15 protein-coding genes are annotated in these 16,441 nt (G+C 70.3%); 9 read left to right on the top strand and 6 right to left on the bottom strand.

The features are described from left to right. Nucleotides 1–4: 4 nt before the first annotated feature. Nucleotides 5–550: a cytochrome b gene (locus tag PKE75_RS03855; RefSeq protein WP_271167381.1), complete on the bottom strand. Its 546-nt coding sequence runs from the start codon at nucleotides 548–550 to the stop codon at nucleotides 5–7. Further along, nucleotides 498–1,376 (bottom strand): RibD family protein, encoded by an 879-nt coding sequence (locus PKE75_RS03850; RefSeq protein ID WP_271167380.1) that lies wholly within the window; start codon nucleotides 1,374–1,376, stop codon nucleotides 498–500. Before PKE75_RS03850 ends, PKE75_RS03855 begins: the two co-directional genes overlap by 53 nt. Nucleotides 1,377–1,580: 204 nt before the next feature. Between PKE75_RS03850 and PKE75_RS03845 the strand changes: the two genes are divergently transcribed. The 4 genes from PKE75_RS03845 to PKE75_RS03830 all read left to right on the top strand — a co-directional run bounded on the left by PKE75_RS03845 (nucleotide 1,581) and on the right by PKE75_RS03830 (nucleotide 5,636). Then, on the top strand, nucleotides 1,581–2,222 hold the full coding sequence (locus tag PKE75_RS03845; RefSeq protein ID WP_271167379.1) for a carbonic anhydrase: 642 nt from the start codon (nucleotides 1,581–1,583) through the stop codon (nucleotides 2,220–2,222). Nucleotides 2,223–2,244: 22 nt separating this feature from the next. After that, complete coding sequence (gene fae, locus PKE75_RS03840) at nucleotides 2,245–2,784, top strand: formaldehyde-activating enzyme (RefSeq protein ID WP_271167378.1); 540 nt, start codon at nucleotides 2,245–2,247, stop codon at nucleotides 2,782–2,784. A gap of 91 nt (nucleotides 2,785–2,875) precedes the next feature. Beyond that, nucleotides 2,876–4,024 carry a GGDEF domain-containing protein gene (locus PKE75_RS03835; protein WP_271167377.1) on the top strand — a complete coding sequence of 383 codons (1,149 nt, stop codon included), beginning with the start codon at nucleotides 2,876–2,878 and terminating at the stop codon, nucleotides 4,022–4,024. Nucleotides 4,025–4,106: 82 nt separating this feature from the next. After that, the gene (locus PKE75_RS03830) at nucleotides 4,107–5,636 is read left to right on the top strand and encodes a YifB family Mg chelatase-like AAA ATPase (protein ID WP_271167376.1); all 1,530 of its coding nucleotides are present in this window, start codon (nucleotides 4,107–4,109) and stop codon (nucleotides 5,634–5,636) included. Nucleotides 5,637–5,666: 30 nt separating this feature from the next. On the opposite strand, the gene PKE75_RS03825 is transcribed toward PKE75_RS03830, so the two are convergent. The 3 genes from PKE75_RS03825 to PKE75_RS03815 all read right to left on the bottom strand — a co-directional run bounded on the left by PKE75_RS03825 (nucleotide 5,667) and on the right by PKE75_RS03815 (nucleotide 10,152). Continuing rightward, nucleotides 5,667–7,238 (bottom strand): alpha-amylase family glycosyl hydrolase, encoded by a 1,572-nt coding sequence (locus tag PKE75_RS03825; RefSeq protein ID WP_271167375.1) that lies wholly within the window; start codon nucleotides 7,236–7,238, stop codon nucleotides 5,667–5,669. 2 nt (nucleotides 7,239–7,240) lie between these two features. Beyond that, nucleotides 7,241–8,908, bottom strand: a complete 1,668-nt coding sequence (locus PKE75_RS03820) for an alpha-amylase family protein (RefSeq protein ID WP_271167374.1) — start codon at nucleotides 8,906–8,908, stop codon at nucleotides 7,241–7,243. Between the two features lie 92 nt (nucleotides 8,909–9,000). Then, on the bottom strand, nucleotides 9,001–10,152 hold the full coding sequence (locus tag PKE75_RS03815) for an extracellular catalytic domain type 1 short-chain-length polyhydroxyalkanoate depolymerase (RefSeq protein ID WP_271167373.1): 1,152 nt from the start codon (nucleotides 10,150–10,152) through the stop codon (nucleotides 9,001–9,003). A 191-nt stretch (nucleotides 10,153–10,343) separates the two neighbouring features. On the opposite strand from PKE75_RS03815, the gene PKE75_RS03810 reads away from it, so the two are divergent. Beyond that, nucleotides 10,344–10,601 (top strand): DUF3297 family protein, encoded by a 258-nt coding sequence (locus tag PKE75_RS03810; RefSeq protein ID WP_271167372.1) that lies wholly within the window; start codon nucleotides 10,344–10,346, stop codon nucleotides 10,599–10,601. 150 nt (nucleotides 10,602–10,751) lie between these two features. Here PKE75_RS03810 and greA read toward each other — a convergent pair whose 3' ends face one another. Continuing rightward, the gene (greA, locus tag PKE75_RS03805; protein WP_271167371.1) at nucleotides 10,752–11,231 is read right to left on the bottom strand and encodes a transcription elongation factor GreA; all 480 of its coding nucleotides are present in this window, start codon (nucleotides 11,229–11,231) and stop codon (nucleotides 10,752–10,754) included. A 164-nt stretch (nucleotides 11,232–11,395) separates the two neighbouring features. On the opposite strand from greA, the gene PKE75_RS03800 reads away from it, so the two are divergent. The 4 genes from PKE75_RS03800 (at nucleotide 11,396) to PKE75_RS03785 (ending at nucleotide 16,236) form a co-directional block, all read left to right on the top strand. Beyond that, complete coding sequence (locus tag PKE75_RS03800) at nucleotides 11,396–13,144, top strand: ATP-binding protein (protein WP_271167370.1); 1,749 nt, start codon at nucleotides 11,396–11,398, stop codon at nucleotides 13,142–13,144. A 172-nt stretch (nucleotides 13,145–13,316) separates the two neighbouring features. Then, complete coding sequence (locus tag PKE75_RS03795) at nucleotides 13,317–14,345, top strand: GNAT family N-acetyltransferase (protein ID WP_271167369.1); 1,029 nt, start codon at nucleotides 13,317–13,319, stop codon at nucleotides 14,343–14,345. Between the two features lie 188 nt (nucleotides 14,346–14,533). Continuing rightward, nucleotides 14,534–15,139, top strand: coding sequence for an ANTAR domain-containing response regulator (locus PKE75_RS03790; RefSeq protein WP_271167368.1), 606 nt, complete (start codon nucleotides 14,534–14,536; stop codon nucleotides 15,137–15,139). After that, a complete protein-coding gene (locus PKE75_RS03785) occupies nucleotides 15,136–16,236 on the top strand; it encodes a CmpA/NrtA family ABC transporter substrate-binding protein (RefSeq protein ID WP_271167367.1) in 1,101 nt (366 codons plus the stop codon). Before PKE75_RS03790 ends, PKE75_RS03785 begins: the two co-directional genes overlap by 4 nt. Nucleotides 16,237–16,441: the final 205 nt, after the last annotated feature.

Genomic DNA, 16,441 nt, shown 5'->3' with positions numbered 1-16,441 from the left:
TCCTTCACGTCATCCGCGCCAACACGGCGTCGTGGCGGACGAAGCGGTGGTAGAGCGCGGCCGAGATGTGGAGAACGATCAGCAGGCCCGCCGTGATCCCGAGCCGCGCGTGCCAGCCGAGAATCTGCTTCGCGAGCTCCTTGTCCTCGGCCAGCAGCGTCGGCATCGTGAACAGGCCGAAGACGCTCACCGGCGCGCCGAAGGCGTTCGAGCCGGCCCAGCCGAGGACCGGCATCACCAGCAGGATCGCGTAGAGCGTCCAGTGCACGGCGTGCGACAGACCGACCTGCCACCGCGCCAGGTCCGGCTCCGAGGGCGGCGGCGGGTTGGTCAGCCGCCACGCGATGCGCGCCGTCATCAGCGCGAGAACCACGACGCCGGTCGACTTATGCAGGAAGTATGCGAGATCCTGGCTCGGTCCCTTCGGGATCGAGTCGAGCGACAGCCCGACGAGGATCAGCCCGATCACGGCGATCGCGACCAGCCAGTGCAGGATCTTAGCCGTCAGCGTGTAGCCGCCGGCGGCGGGCGTCGTCCTGATCTCGTTCATCGGCCTGTTCCTCCCCTCGGGCGGAGCCGCCGGCGCAGGTCCGCATGTCGCAGTCCATCAACACGTCGCCGCCCGGGAGCGGATAGGCCGCGGCCTGCGGCCGCCACGCGAACGCCAGGTCGCGCACCGGGGCGAGCGTCAGGCCCTGCCGCCCCGATCCGACGATCAGCGGCGCGACCATGACGTGCAGCCGGTCGACCGCCTCCGCCGCAACGAAGGCCGACACGGTCGTCGCGCCGCCCTCGATCAGCAGCCGCCGCAACCCCCGCCTCGCGAGAGCCGCCACGACGTCGCCGGGAGCGATGCGGCCGGCGCTCAGCGGCAGGTGCACGGTCTCGACGCCCGCTATGGGACAGCGGGGGACGCCTTCCGCGCGGATCGTCAGCCGCCGCGCGCCGTCGTCGGCGAAGATCTGCGCGTCGAGCGGCGCCCGGCCGCCGGGGTCGATGACCACGCGGGCGGGCGAAGCGCCCTCGACCCTCCGCACGGTCAGCCGGCAGTCGTCGGCGCACACCGTGCCGACGCCGACCACGACCGCGTCGACCAGCGCCCGCAGGCGATGCAGATGATCGATGCCGGCCGGGCCGTTGATGAAGTGCGAGGCGCCGGTGACGGTGGCGATCCGGCCGTCCAGCGACTGGCCGAGCTGGGCGACGACCAGCGCGCGAGGCCGCGCCACCGGCAGCAGCATGCGGCAGAGCTCGGCGCCTTCGAGCGCGGCCGGGACCGTCGCGCCATGGCGCGCGGCGCGGACCGCGGCCCAGGCGTCCGCCGCCTCGCGATCCCTCCCGTCGGCGTCGCGCTGCGATCCTGCGGAAACCGTCATGCACGTTTCCTCACGGGGCGCTCCGGCGCTGAAAACGCGCTCCGGCCATCCGACAATCCCAGATAGAACTGCTCCAGGAAAGGGAAAGCGGCCGTCGCGCGATCATCGGCGCGACGCTCCGGCCTTGACGCCGGAGCCGCTGTCGTTATCCCGTGCCGCTGCGCCGCCCCGCCGGCGGGATCTGCTATCGATAAGGGGGAGATATTGGCCGACACGACGCCCGCCGGGTCGCTCGACGCGCTGTTCGAAGGCTATCGCCGCTTCCGCGAGGCCACCTGGCCCGAGCTGCAGCGCAAGTTCGAGACCCTCGCCAAGGGCCAGTCGCCGAAGACCATGGTGATCGGCTGCTCCGACAGCCGCGTCGACCCGCAGCAGATCCTGGGCGCCGCCCCCGGCGAACTGTTCGTGCTGCGCAACGTCGCGGCGCTGGTGCCGCCCTACACGCCCGACCATTCGCATCACGGCGCGAGCGCGGCGCTCGAATTCGCGGTGCGCGTGCTCGGCGTCAGCCGGATCGTCGTGCTGGCCCACGCTGGCTGCGGCGGCGTGAACGCGCTGTTCGACGGCGCGCCGCCGGAGGCTTCCGACTTCGTGGTTCCATGGATGGAGACCGCAAGCCGCGCCCGTAAGGCCGTCGACCCCGCGCTCGAAGGCGCAGCGCGCAGCCGCGCGGCGGAGGAGGCCTGCGTCGGCGTCACGATCGAGAACCTGATGACCTTCCCCTGGGTCCGCGAGCGCGTCGAAAGCGGCGCGCTCGGCCTCACCGGCATGCATTTCGGCGTCGCCGACGGCTGCCTGCGCTGCCGCGACGACCGCGGCTTCTGGGCGGACGTGCCCACCGAGTGATTTTCTCGACCAAGGAGACGACATGACCGACATCATCTTCCGCACCGGCGAGGCCACCGTGCTCGCGGCCGAAGGCCAGGCCACCGACGCGATGCCCGAAATCGTGATCGGCGCCGTGAACGGCCCGGTCGGAACCGCCTTCGCTTCGATGCTCGGCCAGTCGGTCGGCCACACCCGCATGTTCGTGGTCCGCGACCTCAACCAGGCGGTGAAGCCGGCCGCGATCATGACCAGCAAGGTCACGATCCCCTCGGCGGAATATGTCGACCTGCTCGGCGGCGTCGTTCAGGGCGCGATCGGCGACGCGATCCTCGACAGCGTGATCGACGGCGTCATCCCGAAGGACATCGTCGACGAGATCTGCATCATCCTGACCGTCTGGCTCGACCTGCGCTGCGCCGAGGATCCGAACCTCGACAAGGCTGACCTCTACCGTACGAATTACGAGGCGACGAAGCTCGCCATCAAGCGCGCGATGAACGGCGAGCCGACGATCGACGAGCTGATCGCCAACCGCAAGACGATCAAGCATTACGCGCTCGACGGCGTCGTCGAATACTGAGGTTTCCTGATCTGGGGACGTTTTCGACAGCTCTCTCAAATGTGACGCCAGCTTAACAAAGCCTCAATCCAAACCATGCGTTTTTCCCGGCATGCGGGACAAGCTTCGCACATTCAGCCTGCCCACCTGGGCAGCGACGCGCTGGCTGGCGCATGCCGGGCAGGATGTGCCGCTGGAGATCCAGCGCGCGCTCGTCGCGAGCCTGTTCGGCACGCTTCCGATCTTCGCGGGCGGCGTCATCAATTCGACGCTGGTCGCGGCCATCGCGGCGGCGCGGATGCAAACGGCGCCCTTCATCGGCTGGCTGGCGTGCGAGATCCTGCTGTGCGTGGTGCGCCTCGCGGCGCTGCTCATTTCCTTCCGCCGCTCCGAGCAGCGCCGGACGACGCCGACCGACCTCTACCTCGTGCTCGGCGTGCTCTGGTCGGCGAGCGTCGGCTACGGAACCTTCATCAGCATCCTCAGCGGCGACTGGGCTGTTGCGGCGCTCGCCTGCCTCTCGACCGGGGCGATGGTCGGCGGAATCTGCTTCCGCAATTTCGGCGCCCCGCGGCTCGCCGCCGCGATGACGCTATGCAGCATGGGGCCGATCTGCGCCGCCGCGCCCTTCGCCGGCGACCCGGTGTTCCTCGCCGCTTTCCTCCAGATTCCGTTCTATATCGTCAGCATGCGCATTGCGGCGCTGAAGCTGAACGGGCTGCTGGTCGCGACCATGCGCGCCGAGCGGGAGCACGAGCACCAGGCCCGGCACGACCCGCTGACCGGCCTGCCGAACCGCGCCGGCCTGCGCCGCGCCATGGTCGCGCGCCGGGAGCGGTCGGTGGCTTTGCTTTACCTCGACCTCGACGGGTTCAAGGCGATCAACGACTCCCACGGGCACGGCGCCGGCGACCGCCTGCTCAACATGGCGGCTGAACGCCTTCGCCGGCTGCTTCGGACGGACGACGTCGCAGCGCGCATCGGCGGCGACGAATTCGTCGTCCTCGTGCACGGCCTCGACCGAACGCAGGCGCCCGCCTTTGCGGAGCGGCTGATCCACTCGCTCAGCGCGGTCTACCAGCTCGAACCGAACGTCACCGTGCGGATCGGCGTCAGCGTCGGCGTCGCTCTCGCGCCCGACCATGGCGACGAGCTGAGCGAGTTGCTCGACGCCGCCGACGCCGCGCTCTACCGCGCGAAGACTTCGGGGAAGAACTGCTGCGTGGTGGCGCCCTCGCTCGGGGCGGCGGAAAGCGCCTGATCGGCCGACAATGTTCGCTTATTGTTCTTGACGCCAGACGGCGGCCCGTTACTCTTCAATGAGGCGACGGAGGGCGCGCGTCATGGTGGTGTGGGTTTCGACCGTCGCGTTCGAGGGGATCGAGGCCCGAGCCGTCGACGTCCAGGTCCAGGTCTCGCCGGGGCTGCCGTTCTTCGCGATCGTCGGCCTCCCCGACAAGGCGGTCTCCGAGGCGCGCGAACGGGTGCGCTCTGCGCTGATCGCCTCCGGTCTCGCTCTGCCGCCGCGCCGCATCATCGTCAACCTCGCGCCCGCCGACCTGCCGAAGGAAGGCAGCCATTTCGACCTGCCGATCGCGCTCGGCCTGATGGCTGCGATCGGCGCCGTGCCGCAGGACGCGCTCGCCGGCTGCACGGTGCTCGGCGAGCTCGGCCTCGACGGCACGATCGCGAGCGTCGCGGGCGCCCTGCCGGCGGCGGTCGCGGCCCACGCCCGCGGCCACCAGTTGATCTGCCCCGAGGCCTGCGGCGCGGAAGCGGCATGGGCGAGCGCGGATCTGCCGATCGTCGCGCCGCGTTCGCTGATCCAGATCGCGAACCACCTGAAGGGCGTGCAGATCCTGGCGCGCCCCCGGCCCGGCCTGCCGGACGCCGGCGCGCCACTTGCGGATCTGCGCGACGTCCGCGGTCAGGAGACCGCGAAGCGCGCGCTGGAGATCGCGGCCGCCGGCGGCCACAATCTGCTGCTCTCCGGTCCGCCGGGCGCCGGCAAGTCGATGCTCGCGAGCCGGCTTCCCGGCCTGCTGCCGCCGCTCGAGCCCAAGGAGCTGCTCGAGGTCGCGATGATCCGTTCGGTCGCGGGCGACCTCGCCGGCGGCAGGCTGACCAACCGCCGTCCGTTCCGCAGCCCCCACCATTCGGCTTCGATGGCGGCGCTGGTCGGCGGCGGCGCTCGACCCCGGCCCGGCGAGATCGCGCTCGCGCATAACGGCGTGCTGTTCCTCGACGAACTGCCGGAGTTCTCCGCCCAGGCGCTCGACGCGCTGCGCCAGCCGCTCGAGAGCGGCGAGGCGGTGATCGCGCGGGCGAACCACCGGCTGTCCTACCCCGCGCGGTTCCAGCTGGTCGCCGCCATGAACCCGTGCCGCTGCGGCGGCGGAGACGGCGGCCACGCCTGCGGGCGGGGCCCGCGCTGCGCCGCCGATTATCAGGCGCGCATCTCAGGCCCGCTGCTCGACCGCATCGACCTCAGGCTCGACGTCCCCTCGGTGAGCGCCGCCGACCTGATGGCGCCGTCCTCGAGCGAGGACAGCGCGACGGTCGCCGCCCGCGCGCTCGAGGCCCGCCTGCGGCAGTCCCGCCGCCACGCGGCGTTCGGCCTGTCGCCGACGGCGCTGAACGCCCATCTGCCGGTGGCCGCCGTCGAGGAGATCGCGCGGCCCGACGCCGGCGGCCGCAAGCTGCTGATGGACGCCGCCGACGGACTGCGCCTATCCGCCCGCGGCTATCACCGCGTGCTCAAGGTGGCGCGCACGATCGCCGATCTTGATGGCGCCGACACGGTCGGCCGCCTCCACATCGCCGAAGCCCTCGCCTATCGCGCCGCGCCCGAGGCCCGGGCGAAAGCGGCGTGAGGCGCTTCTCGGTCTAGGGCTGGCCCGCGGTCACAGTCTCAGCACCACGCCCTCGTTCGGCCGTAGCTTCAGCACGCCCGGCTGCTCCGCGCCCTCGCGGTCCATATGCGTCGACAGCAGCGCAGTCGCAGCGATCGGCAGGGCGAGCTCGGCGCCCTCGTCTCCGAGATTGAGCGCCACGAGCAGCTCCTCCTCGCCGTGCCGGCGGCGATAGGCCAGCACGTCGCCCTGCGCCTTTACGCCCTCATAGGCGCCAAGCGACAGCGCGGGGCTCCCCCGCCGAAGCGCGAGCAGGGCGCGGTGCAGCGCCAGTATCGATCGGGGATCGCGCGCCGCGGCGGCGACGTTGAGCGCGCCGACATCGTTCATCGGCAGCCAGGGCGCGCCGGCGGTGAACCCGCCATTCGTCGTCGCGTCCCATGGCATCGGGGTGCGCGCGGGGTCTCGGCCGTGGCCCGGCTCGTTCTTCTCCCAGGGATCCTGCGCGAGATCATGAGGCACGGGCACGTCGGCGAGGCCGATCTCGTCGCCGTAATAGAGCGTCGGCGTACCGCGCAGCGTGAGCAGCAGCATGGCGGCGACGCGGGCCTGCGGGCCCCCGAGCCGGGTGGCGACGCGTTTCTGGTCGTGATTGCCCAGAACCCAGTTCGGCCAGCCGCCGGGGGGCAGCGCCGCCTCGTACTCCGCGATCCGACGCTCGATCGCCCGCGCATGCCAGTCCGCGAAGATGAGCTGGAAATTGAACGGCAGGTGCACGCCGGAAAGATCCGGTCCGTAATAGGCGACGAGCCGATCCACCGGCAGGTAGATCTCGCCGATCAGCACCCGGTCGTCATAGTCGTCGACGGTGGCCCGGAGTTCGCGGATGACGTCGAACACCTCCTCGCGATCCGAGGAATAGGTCTGCAGCAGCCGCCCGATGTCCGGATCGCCCTGCGCGTAATCCGGGTTTTCCGGATTGTCGCGCAGCTCCTCGTCCTTGATCAGCAGCCAGAGCACGTCGATGCGGAAGCCGTCGACGCCGCGGTCGAGCCAGAAGCGCAGCACGTCGGCCATCGCCGCGCGCAGCTCGGGGTTCCGCCAGTTCAGGTCCGGCTGCTCGCGCAGGAAGCTGTGCAGGTAGTACTGCCCGGTCGTCTCGTCGAACGTCCAAGCGGGGCCGCCGAAATTGCTGATCCAGTTGTTCGGAGGCCCGCCGCCTGGCGCGGCGTCGCGCCAGATGTACCAGTCGCGCCTGGGATCGCTCCGGTCGCGTCTGCTTTCGACGAACCAGGGGTGCGCCTCGGACGAGTGGTTCGGCACGAAGTCGAGGATCACCTTCAGTCCGCGACCGTGAGCGTCGTCGAGCAGCCTGTCGAAATCGTCGATCGATCCGAAGATCGCATCCACGCCGCAGTAATCGGCGACGTCGTAGCCGAAGTCCGCCATCGGCGAGGGGAAGATCGGCGACAGCCAGACCGCGTCGACGCCGAGCGCGACGAGATGGTCGAGCCGCCGGCGCACGCCTTCGAGATCGCCGATCCCGTCGCCGTCGCTGTCCTGGAACGAGCGCGGATAGATCTGATAGACGACGCCCCGGCGCCACCATGCAACGTCCAGCATCGTCAGATTTCGGTGCGGTTGAGAAGATAGTCGAGGCCGCCGAGCCGGTACCAGCGATAGCCGTAGCCCTCGAGCACGATGCGGTGGCGGCCGTCCGCCTCCGGATTGCTGTGGTCGTCGGCCAGCAGGTTGATCAGCACGCTCGGCTCGTCGTCCTTGTCGCCGGGATCGAACGCGGTCTCGCGCGGCTCGCCGTCGAAGTTGTGCAGCACCACCACGGCGTTGTTTCGCCAGTCGTAGCGGAGCGCGAGGACCGCCTTGTCGCGGGTCGGGATGACCCGGAAGTCGCCCCAGCCGATCTCGGGCAGCTCCTGACGCATGCGGATGACGCGCTCCATCCAGTTTAGGATGGAGTTCGGATCGCGCCGCTGCTGGGCGACGTTGACGGTCTCGAAACCGAAGCCTCCCCCGGAGATCGCGGGCAGGAAGGTCTTCTTCGCCTTGCTGAAGCCGCCGTTCGCCTCGCCCGACCACTGCATCGGCGTGCGCGCGCAGTTGCGCTCGGGCAGTTTGAGGTCGTCGCCCATCGCGATCTCGTCGCCGTAGCGCAGCACCGGCGTGCCCGGCAGCGTGAACATCAGGCTGTAGGCGAGCTCCAGCCGCCGCCGGTCGGCCTTCAGCATCGGCGCGAGCCGCCGCCTGATGCCGCGGTCGTAGAGCTGCATCGACTTGTCGGGCCCGAAGGCGTCGAACACCGCCTGGCGCTGGTCGTCCTCCAGCCGGCCGAGGTCGAGCTCGTCATGGTTGCGCAGGAACACGCCCCATTGCGCGGTGGGATAGCCCGGCCTGGTCTCGTTCAGCGCCTTGGCGAGCGGAGCCGTGTCCGCGCTCGCCAGGGCGTAGAACAGCCGCTGGTTGACGTGGAAGTTGAACATCATCTGCATGCGGTCGCCGTCGTCGCCGAAGTATTTGACGTTCTCGTCCGGCGTGACGTTCGCCTCCGCCAGGATCACGCTGTCCCCCTTCCGCCACTGCAGGAACTCGCGGAACGTGCGGAGCATGTCGAAGTCGAGCTTCGGGGTCATCGGCACGCTCGCGCCCTTCTCGGCGATCACGAACGGCACCGCGTCCATGCGGAATCCGCAGACGCCGAGCTGGATCCAGAATCCCATGATCTTGAGAAGCTCGGCCTGCACATGCGGATTGGCCGTGTTGAGGTCCGGCTGGAAGTCGTAGAAGCGGTGGAAGAAGTAGGCCTTGGCCGCCTCGTCGTAGGTCCAGGTGGACGTCTGAACGCCGGGGAACACCATGCCCTTGTCGGCGTTCTTCGGCTTCGTCTTGGACCAGACGTACCAGTCGCGATAGGGCGAATCCGGATCGGAGCGCGCGGATTTGAACCACGGGTGCTGGTCCGAGGTGTGATTGACGACGAGATCGATCAGCACCCGCATGCCGCGCTGCTTGGCGGCGTGGGTGAACTCCACGAAGTCGCCCAGCGTGCCGTAGCGCGGATCGACGTTGTAGTAATCGGAGACGTCGTAGCCGTCGTCGCGGCCGGGTGAGGCCTGAAACGGCATCAGCCAGACCGCCGTGACGCCGAGCCCATGCAGATAGTCCAGCCGGCGCGTCAGCCCGCGGAAATCGCCGACCCCATCGCCGTCGGAGTCCATGAAGCTCTCGACCGAGAGGCAATAGATTACGGCGTTCTTGTACCAGAGATCGGAAATCACCGCGTCGCCCCCGTTCGCGCCTCAGGCCCGTTGTGCAACGCGGCGGAGACGCAGCCGTTCCGAGCTTTTGGGTCCGGCGGGCGGCGTGGGCGTCACTTCATCAGGCCGGCGGCCTTCAGCGCGCGGGAGATCACCGAGCCGACGTCGAAGCTCGGGGGCGGAGCCTCCGGGCGGGCCGCAGCGGCGGCCGGACGAGGCGTCGACCGCGGGTTGACGGCCTCCCGCGGCGCAGACGCCGAAGGCTTCAAGGCGGCAGGCCGGGTCGCCGGAGACGCCGCGGCGTGCGGTTTCGAGACGCCCCAGAACGCCGCGATCCGCCGGGTCGAGGACAGCCCGACGTCGAGCATGAACGGCCCCTTGCGCTCGCCCTCGGCGCCGTCGAGCGGCGTGCCATGGCCCATGCCCGGTATGGTCGTCAGCTCCACGACCTCCTGCCCGGCGACGCTCCAGACGCGGCGGCGATGGGTCCCGGTCGTCTCCTCGCGGAAATCCTCCAGGGCGACGCCGTGCACGTCGGTCCACTGCCGGGCGAGCGCCTCGGCGTTCCTGGGAACCACGGTCGAATCCGCGCCGCCGTGCCAGATCGAGATCTTCGGCCACGGGCCCTTGTGCGTCGACGCCGCGCGCACGCGGTCGCCGAGTTCGGCGGCGCTGCGCTCGGCCGGCCGCGACATCGCCTCGAAGGCCTCGCCCATGCTGGCCGCGGCCCCGCAAGGGAGCCCTGCGATGATCGCGCCGCCGGCGAACACTTCCGGATAGTCGGCGAGCAGGGCGGAAGCCATCGCGCCGCCGGCCGACAGTCCGGTGACGAAGACCCGGCCGCGGTCGCTCGAGAACGTCGTGATCGCGGTGTCGATCATCTCCCGGATCGAACGGGTCTCGCCGAGACCACGCGCGGTGTCGGCGGAAAGGAACCAGTTGAAGCAGCCCTGCGGATTGTTGGAGCGCTTCTGCTCGGGATAGAGCACGGCGAACCGGTCGCGGTCGGCGAGCTTGGTCCAGCCGGCGTGGGACTCGTAGGCGTCCGCCGTCTGCGTGCAGCCGTGCAGCACCACAACCAGAGGCGCGCCGGGCGCGAGCCCCGGCGGCGCATAGGCCAGCATGCGCAATGCGCCCGGATTGGCCCCGAAGTCGCTGATCTCCTGCAGCCTCGACGCCGACGCAGCAGTCCGCGGGGCGCCCTTGGCCCAGGCGGACGGGCGCTGACGCGCCAGACCCGCTGGAATGTCGCCGAATCCGGCCATTGCATCTCCTTGACGCGCCTCCGCCGCCAAAGCGGCGCGACGCTGGATTGATGTGTATGCTGCGATGCATAATTCAATATTGCGACGCAACAAAGGAGCCTTGCATTCGTCGCGGGAGACGTTGCGGGGTTGACGGACGGCGTGCGCGATGGCCTTGAGGCGGGAACCGAACGAAACGAGCCGAGATCATCATGGCCGAAACGCCGCCCGACCACCTGTCGTCCAACCCTTCGAGCCCGTTCTATGACGAGGCCGCGCTGGAGCGCGGCGTCGGCATCCGCTTCAAGGGCGTCGAGAAGACCAATGTCGAGGAGTATTCGGTCAGCGAAGGCTGGATCCGCGTCGCCGCGGGAACCGCGAAGGACCGCGCCGGCAACCCGATGACCATCCTGCTGCGCGGCCCGGTCGAGCCTTACTTCCGAGACGCGCCGGCCGACACGGCGAAGTAAATCCGCTCTGACGCCGCCGTCATGCCCGCCTTCGCGGGTATCCACGACTTTGTCGTAAGGCGCCGCAGTCCAGTCGTCATACCCGGCTTCGCCGGGCATGACGAATGAGGATACGACGCGGCCCTTTCGCGCGCCTGCGCCGAAAGCCGCTCATTCCACCGCGACGATCTCGACCTCTCCGTTCGGCGCCTGGGCGACGTCGCCGACGGCCTTGCCCATCAGGGCGCGGGCGAGCGGCGCGATGTAGGAGACCGAACCCTTGGTCGGGTCGGCTTCGTCCTCGCCGACGATGCGGTAGCTCTGGCGGCGGCCGTCCTCGCGTTCGAAGGTCACGCGCGCGCCGAAGGCCACCGTCTCCCGGGCCGGATTGCGGTGCACGAGCTCGGCGCTGGCGCGGCGCGACGACCAGTAGCGCAGGTCGCGCGCGGCGCGCGCCATCGCGGTGCGGTCCGCGTCGATGCCACCCGCCGCTTGCGCGCTCGCGTAAGCCGCACGCGCAGCCGCCAGCGCCTCGTCGATCGCGGCCAGGCCTTCGGGGGTCACCAGGTTGGGGTGCTCCGAGATCGGCCGATCCGGTAGATCGGCGGCGGTCGCCTCGAGATCCTGCTCCTTGGTGAATGCGACGCTCATATCCGTGTCCGTTCCCGGCCGGTCTTGCGCGCGAACCACGCGCGATGCGCGCATGAAGCGAAAAAGCCGGCAGCGTAAAAACTTCCTCAACGCGTGCAGCCTAGCATTCATGACCATCGAGGCGCGAGCCTGCGGGCTCGAGCGTTGCGCGGAGCGTTGGCGTGGTGTCTGGGATCACAACGGCTTTGGCCGGGGCGGCGCTCGTCGCGGCGGCGATCGCCTACGTCGCGCTCGCACGCCTCGCCGCGCTGCGCCGGCGCTTCGCCGTGCTCGAAAAAGAGCTGGAGCATCAGCAGGACGCGGCGTGGCGGGCCGAGGAGCGCGAGGAGAGCGCGCGGACCGAAGGCCGGCTCGCCCTTGCGGAGGCGCTCGCCGGCGCCGACGCCGCGGCGCGCGCCAAAGCGAAATTCCTCGCCACCGTCACCCATGAGATGCGCACGCCGCTGTCGGGCGTGATCGGCGCGGCCGATCTGCTGCTCGACACCGCGCTCGCTCCCGACCAGCGCACCTACGCCGTCGCCGTGAAGCAATCGGCCGAGGCGATGCTGACGATGGTCGACGAAAGCCTGGACCTTTCGCGCATCGACGCCGATCGCCTCGTGACGCAGGACGCGCCGTTCGGCGTGGCGGAGCTCGTCGAGGGCGTCGCCGAGCTGCTCGCCCCGCGCGCGCAGGCGAAGGGGCTCGACCTCGCCGTCATGGTCGGGGCCGGCGCGCCGACGCATCTCTTGGGCGACGCCCCGCGCATCCGGCAGATCCTGCTCAATCTTGCGGGCAACGCCATCAAGTTCACGGCTCGCGGGGGCGTCGGCCTCCGGGTCGACGTCGACGCCGAAGACGCGCGGTTCTCGGTCGGCGACACCGGGCCCGGCTTCGATCCTTCCGAAACGGAGCGGCTGTTCGGCGAGTTCGAGCAGGGCGCGGAGCCCGCCGCGGGCGGCGTCGGCCTCGGCCTTGCGATCAGCCGCCAGCTGGCGCACGCGATGGGCGGCGCGCTGACGGCGAGCTCGACGCCCGGCGAGGGCTCGACCTTCCTTCTCGCTCTGCCGCTCCGGGCGACGGACCTCGGCGGGCCGACCCTCGCGCCGTCCGACCCGCTCGTCGGCCGCCGCATCCTCGTGGTCTCGCGCGGACCGTTCAGCGGACCATGGCTGGTCGAGCGCATGCAGGACTGGGGCGCGGAAGCCTCGCTCGCCGCGCCGGACGCCGACGTCGCGGTGGCCGCGGTCGGCCACGACACGGTGCTGATCGACCGGCCCGGGACGACGGATGCGGCGGGGCTCGCCACCGCCGCGCGCCACGCCGGCGCCTCGCGCGTGCTGCTGATGCTGTCTCCGGCCGAGCGCGGGGAGCTCCCGACGCTCGCCGCCGACGGCTTCGACGGCTACCTCGTGAAGCCGGTCCGAGCAGCCTCCCTGATTCACCGTCTGGAGGATCCGCGCGCCCACCGGACCACGCCATCCGCCGAGCCCGTCCCGCCCGTGTCCTTCCCCAACGGAACGGGCCTGCGCGTGCTGCTGGCCGAGGACGATCCGGTCAGCGCGCTGATCGCGCTCGCCCATCTCGCGAGGCTCGGTCATTCGGCCGAGCACGTCGCCGACGGCGTCTCGGCGTGCGCGGCCTTCGAGAACCAGCGCTTCGACGCCGTGCTGCTCGACCTTCGGATGCCGGGGCTCGACGGCTGCGAAGTCGCCCGGCGCATACGGGCGATCGAAGCGAACGAGGGCCGGCCCCCTGCTCTGTTGTTGGCGCTCACCGCCAACGTCGCCGACGATGACTGCGCGGCGACCATCGAGGCCGGCGTCAACGCCGTGCTCATCAAGCCGCTCGATTCGAGGGCGCTCGCCGCCCTGCTCGAGCGAAGCAGCGATCAGGGTTTCCGCGTCTCGCAATCAGGCGGCCGATCCTCCTGACGTCGGCGCGGACGAGGGATGAGCGCGCTCGCTCCCGGCTTTGTCACATCCGCGTCAGCCCATTATGCTGATAGATGGCGCGGGGCCGATACGGCCTCCCGGGCGGCGGCGTCTCATGCGCTTCCCGGCGGTCGCGGCGCCGGACAGCGGCGTCCCGCAACGGAGGCGTTCCATGGCCAATCGTCCCGGCGCAGGCGGAGGCGTGACGTCGCTCGTCGGCCGCATCAGATCCCACCGCAGCGTCGCCGGCGGCGCGAAATGGCTCGCCGGCTTCCGTCCCGACCTCGGCGATACGCGCGTCGACGCCCCAACCCGCCTGCCCTCCCCGCTCGGCCGGATCGGCTCGCTCGAGGTCCGGCTCGCGCAGGCGCCGAAGGAGGTCAAGCGCGCCCAGCGGCTGCGCTACAAGGTGTTCTTCGAGGAGATGTCGGCGATCCCGGACCCGCTGGCGCGGCTCTCCCGGCGTGACATGGACCCGTTCGACGCGGTCTGCGACCACCTTCTGGTGCTGGACACCGCGGCCCCCTCCCCCGGCGCAAAGGCGTCGACGCCGTTTCCCGCATTGCAGGGTTTCGAGATCAAAGGCGTCGAGCCGCTGGCCGCGCCGACGCCCCGCAAGCCCAAGGTCGTCGGCGCCTACCGCCTGCTGAGGCAGGAGACCGCGGAGCGCGCCTTCGGATTCTACAGCGCGGGGGAATTTGCGATCGAGCCGCTGATCGCGCGTCATCCCGGCCTGTCCTTCCTCGAGCTCGGCCGCTCGTGCGTGTCGAAGCCCTATCGCGACAAGCGCACCGTCGAGCTGCTGTGGCACGGCATCTGGGCCTACGTGCTCGCCCACGACGTCGACGTCATGCTGGGCTGCGCGAGCCTGGAGGGAACCGACCCGCAGCTGCTGTCGCTGGCGCTCTCCTACCTCAAGCACTTCCACGCGGCGCCGCCGGAATGGACCGCTTCGGCGCTGCCGGAGCGGCGCGCGGCGTTCGACCTGATCCCGCGCGAGGCGATCGACCCGCGGGCGGCGCTCAGGACGCTGCCGCCGCTGATCAAGGGCTATCTGCGGCTGGGCGCCCATGTCGGCGACGGCGCGGTGGTCGATCGCCAGTTCGGCGCCACCGACGTGCTGATCGTGCTGCCCCGGTCCGCGATCAACCCGCGCTACGTGGATTATTACGGCGCCGGCGCCGGTCGCCACGCCGCCTGAACGGCTTCGGTCGGCTTCCGCGCTCGCCCGTCGACGCCGGCAAGCCCGCCTGGGAGGGGCGGCGCCGGCCGCCTCTCCCGCCTGAGCGCGCGCGCCTCGCCGGCCGCGGCGAAGCAGCCCCTTGAGCGAAGCGTTCCCGTTGGGGAATATGACGTCCCGCGCGAGGCCGCCCGCGCGCTGGACCACAAATGCCAGACCGCGTCCCGACCGCCGACCGCCCTCTGAAGATCGTGCTCATCGACGAGAGCCCGGTCAGGGCGGCGATTCTGGAGGAGGGTCTGCGTGCGGTGAACCACGCCGCGATCACGCGGATCGCCGACTACGCCAATCTCCTCGAGCGCATCTACGCGATCGATCCGGACGTCATTCTGATCGGACTCGAGAACCCGAGCCGCGACGTGCTGGAGCAGATGTTCCACGTCAGCCGCTCCGTGCGTCGCCCTGTCGGCATGTTCGTCGACCAGACGGATACGGCTTCGATCGAAGCGTCGGTCGACGCCGGCGTCTCGGCCTATATCGTCGACGGGCTGAGGAAAGAGCGCGTCAAGCCGATCCTCGACATGACGATCAGCCGGTTCAACGCCTTCTCCAGGCTGCGGGCGGAGCTTGAACAGGCCAAGAGCCAGCTGGAGGAGCGCAAGATCGTGGACCGCGCCAAGGGGATCCTGATGCGATCGAAGAACATCGGGGAGGAGCAGGCCTACGCGTTGCTTCGCAAGGTCGCGATGAACGAGAAGAAGAAGATCGCCGAGATCGCGCAGTCGGTCGTCACCGCCGCGGAGCTGTTCTCGTGAGCGCCGACCGGATCAGGATCGGCTTCATCCCGCTGGTCGACGCCGCGATCCCGATCATGGCCGCCGACGTCGGCTTCGCCGCCGAGGAGGGGCTGGAGATCGAGCTGGCGCGCGAGATCTCCTGGGCGAACATCCGGGACCGGCTGGCCTTCGGCCATTTCGACGCGGCTCACCTGCTGGCGCCGCTCGCGATCTCCACCACGCTCGGCCTCGGCTCGATCAAGGCGCCGCTCGCCGCCCCCATGGCGCTCGGGCTGAACGGCAATGCGATCACTCTGTCGCCGCACCTCTACGACCAGCTCGTCTCGCGCCTCGCCCCCGGCGCCGACCTCGCCGACCCCCGGGCGACGGGAGCGGCCTTCGCGGCGGTGGTGCGCGCCAGGCGCGCCTGCGGCGACGAGCCGCCGACGCTCGGCATGACCTTTCCGTTCTCGACCCACAACTATCAGCTCCGGCTGTGGCTGGACGCGGCCGGCCTCAAGCCGGACGAGGACGTCCGGCTCGCCGTGGTGCCGCCGCCCTACATGGTCGACGCCCTCGCCAACGGCCATGTCGAGGGCTTCTGCGTCGGCTCGCCGTGGAACTCGGTCGCGGTCGAACTCGGCATCGGCCGCATCCTGCATCTCGGCGTCGACCTCGTCCGCCGCTGCCCCGAGAAGGTGCTCGCGGTGCGGACCTCGTGGCTCGACGAGCGGCCGGAGATCGCCGAGCGGCTGGTGCGGGCCTGCGTGCGCGCGGCGCGTTGGCTGCAGGATCCCGCGAACCGCGAGGAAGCCGCCGAGCGGCTCGCCGTCTCGAACCGCCTGGATGTCCCGGCGCCGATCATCAGGCGCACGCTTGACGGCCGGCTGCCGGTCGGAGGGCCGGAGCCGGAGCGGGTTTCGGACAGCTACATCCTGTTCGATCGGGAGAGCGAGACCCGCCCGGACCCCCGACACGCGCGCTGGCTGCACGCCCAGATGACGCGCTGGGGCCAGGCGCCAGACGACAGCGGCGACGCGGCCGCCGCCGTCTATCGCCGCGATCTCTACGACGCTGCGGTCGGCGCGCCGACCCGCGCCGAGGCTGAAGATCCGCTCGGGCTGTTCACAGCCTGAAGCGGCGAAGCGCCGATATGTGCACCGCACAATATTGCGGCGCCGCCAGCACTTCATTCGGGCGCCCGCGGCGCTTCCCAACCTCCACGTGCTCTTCCACAATTCTCTAAATCGAAACTGAATTGAGCGGCCGACCTTCGGCGGCGCAACTGGCACGAGGCTTGTATGTAGGTCGTCGCAGGGTCGCGTCAGCGCTGATGTCTTG

Source organism: Hansschlegelia plantiphila (genome assembly GCF_027922265.1).
GTDB classification, from domain to species: Bacteria; Pseudomonadota; Alphaproteobacteria; order Rhizobiales; family Methylopilaceae; genus Methylopila; species Methylopila plantiphila.
This window is presented reverse-complemented; position numbering and strand designations above follow the sequence as displayed.

Bases quoted from the DNA above. Each gene is read 5' to 3' on its own strand.
- PKE75_RS03855 (WP_271167381.1), bottom strand. From the start codon at position 550: ATGAACGAGATCAGGACGACGCCCGCCGCCGGCGGCTACACGCTGACG.
- greA (WP_271167371.1), bottom strand. From the start codon at position 11,231: ATGAGCGTCGCATTCACCAAGGAGCAGGATCTCGAGGCGACCGCCGCC.
- PKE75_RS03790 (WP_271167368.1), top strand. From the start codon at position 14,534: ATGCCAGACCGCGTCCCGACCGCCGACCGCCCTCTGAAGATCGTGCTC.
- PKE75_RS03810 (WP_271167372.1), top strand. From the start codon at position 10,344: ATGGCCGAAACGCCGCCCGACCACCTGTCGTCCAACCCTTCGAGCCCG.
- PKE75_RS03815 (WP_271167373.1), bottom strand. From the start codon at position 10,152: ATGGCCGGATTCGGCGACATTCCAGCGGGTCTGGCGCGTCAGCGCCCG.
- PKE75_RS03825 (WP_271167375.1), bottom strand. From the start codon at position 7,238: ATGCTGGACGTTGCATGGTGGCGCCGGGGCGTCGTCTATCAGATCTAT.
- PKE75_RS03850 (WP_271167380.1), bottom strand. From the start codon at position 1,376: ATGACGGTTTCCGCAGGATCGCAGCGCGACGCCGACGGGAGGGATCGC.
- PKE75_RS03795 (WP_271167369.1), top strand. From the start codon at position 13,317: ATGGCCAATCGTCCCGGCGCAGGCGGAGGCGTGACGTCGCTCGTCGGC.
- fae (WP_271167378.1), top strand. From the start codon at position 2,245: ATGACCGACATCATCTTCCGCACCGGCGAGGCCACCGTGCTCGCGGCC.
- PKE75_RS03830 (WP_271167376.1), top strand. From the start codon at position 4,107: ATGGTGGTGTGGGTTTCGACCGTCGCGTTCGAGGGGATCGAGGCCCGA.
- PKE75_RS03835 (WP_271167377.1), top strand. From the start codon at position 2,876: ATGCGGGACAAGCTTCGCACATTCAGCCTGCCCACCTGGGCAGCGACG.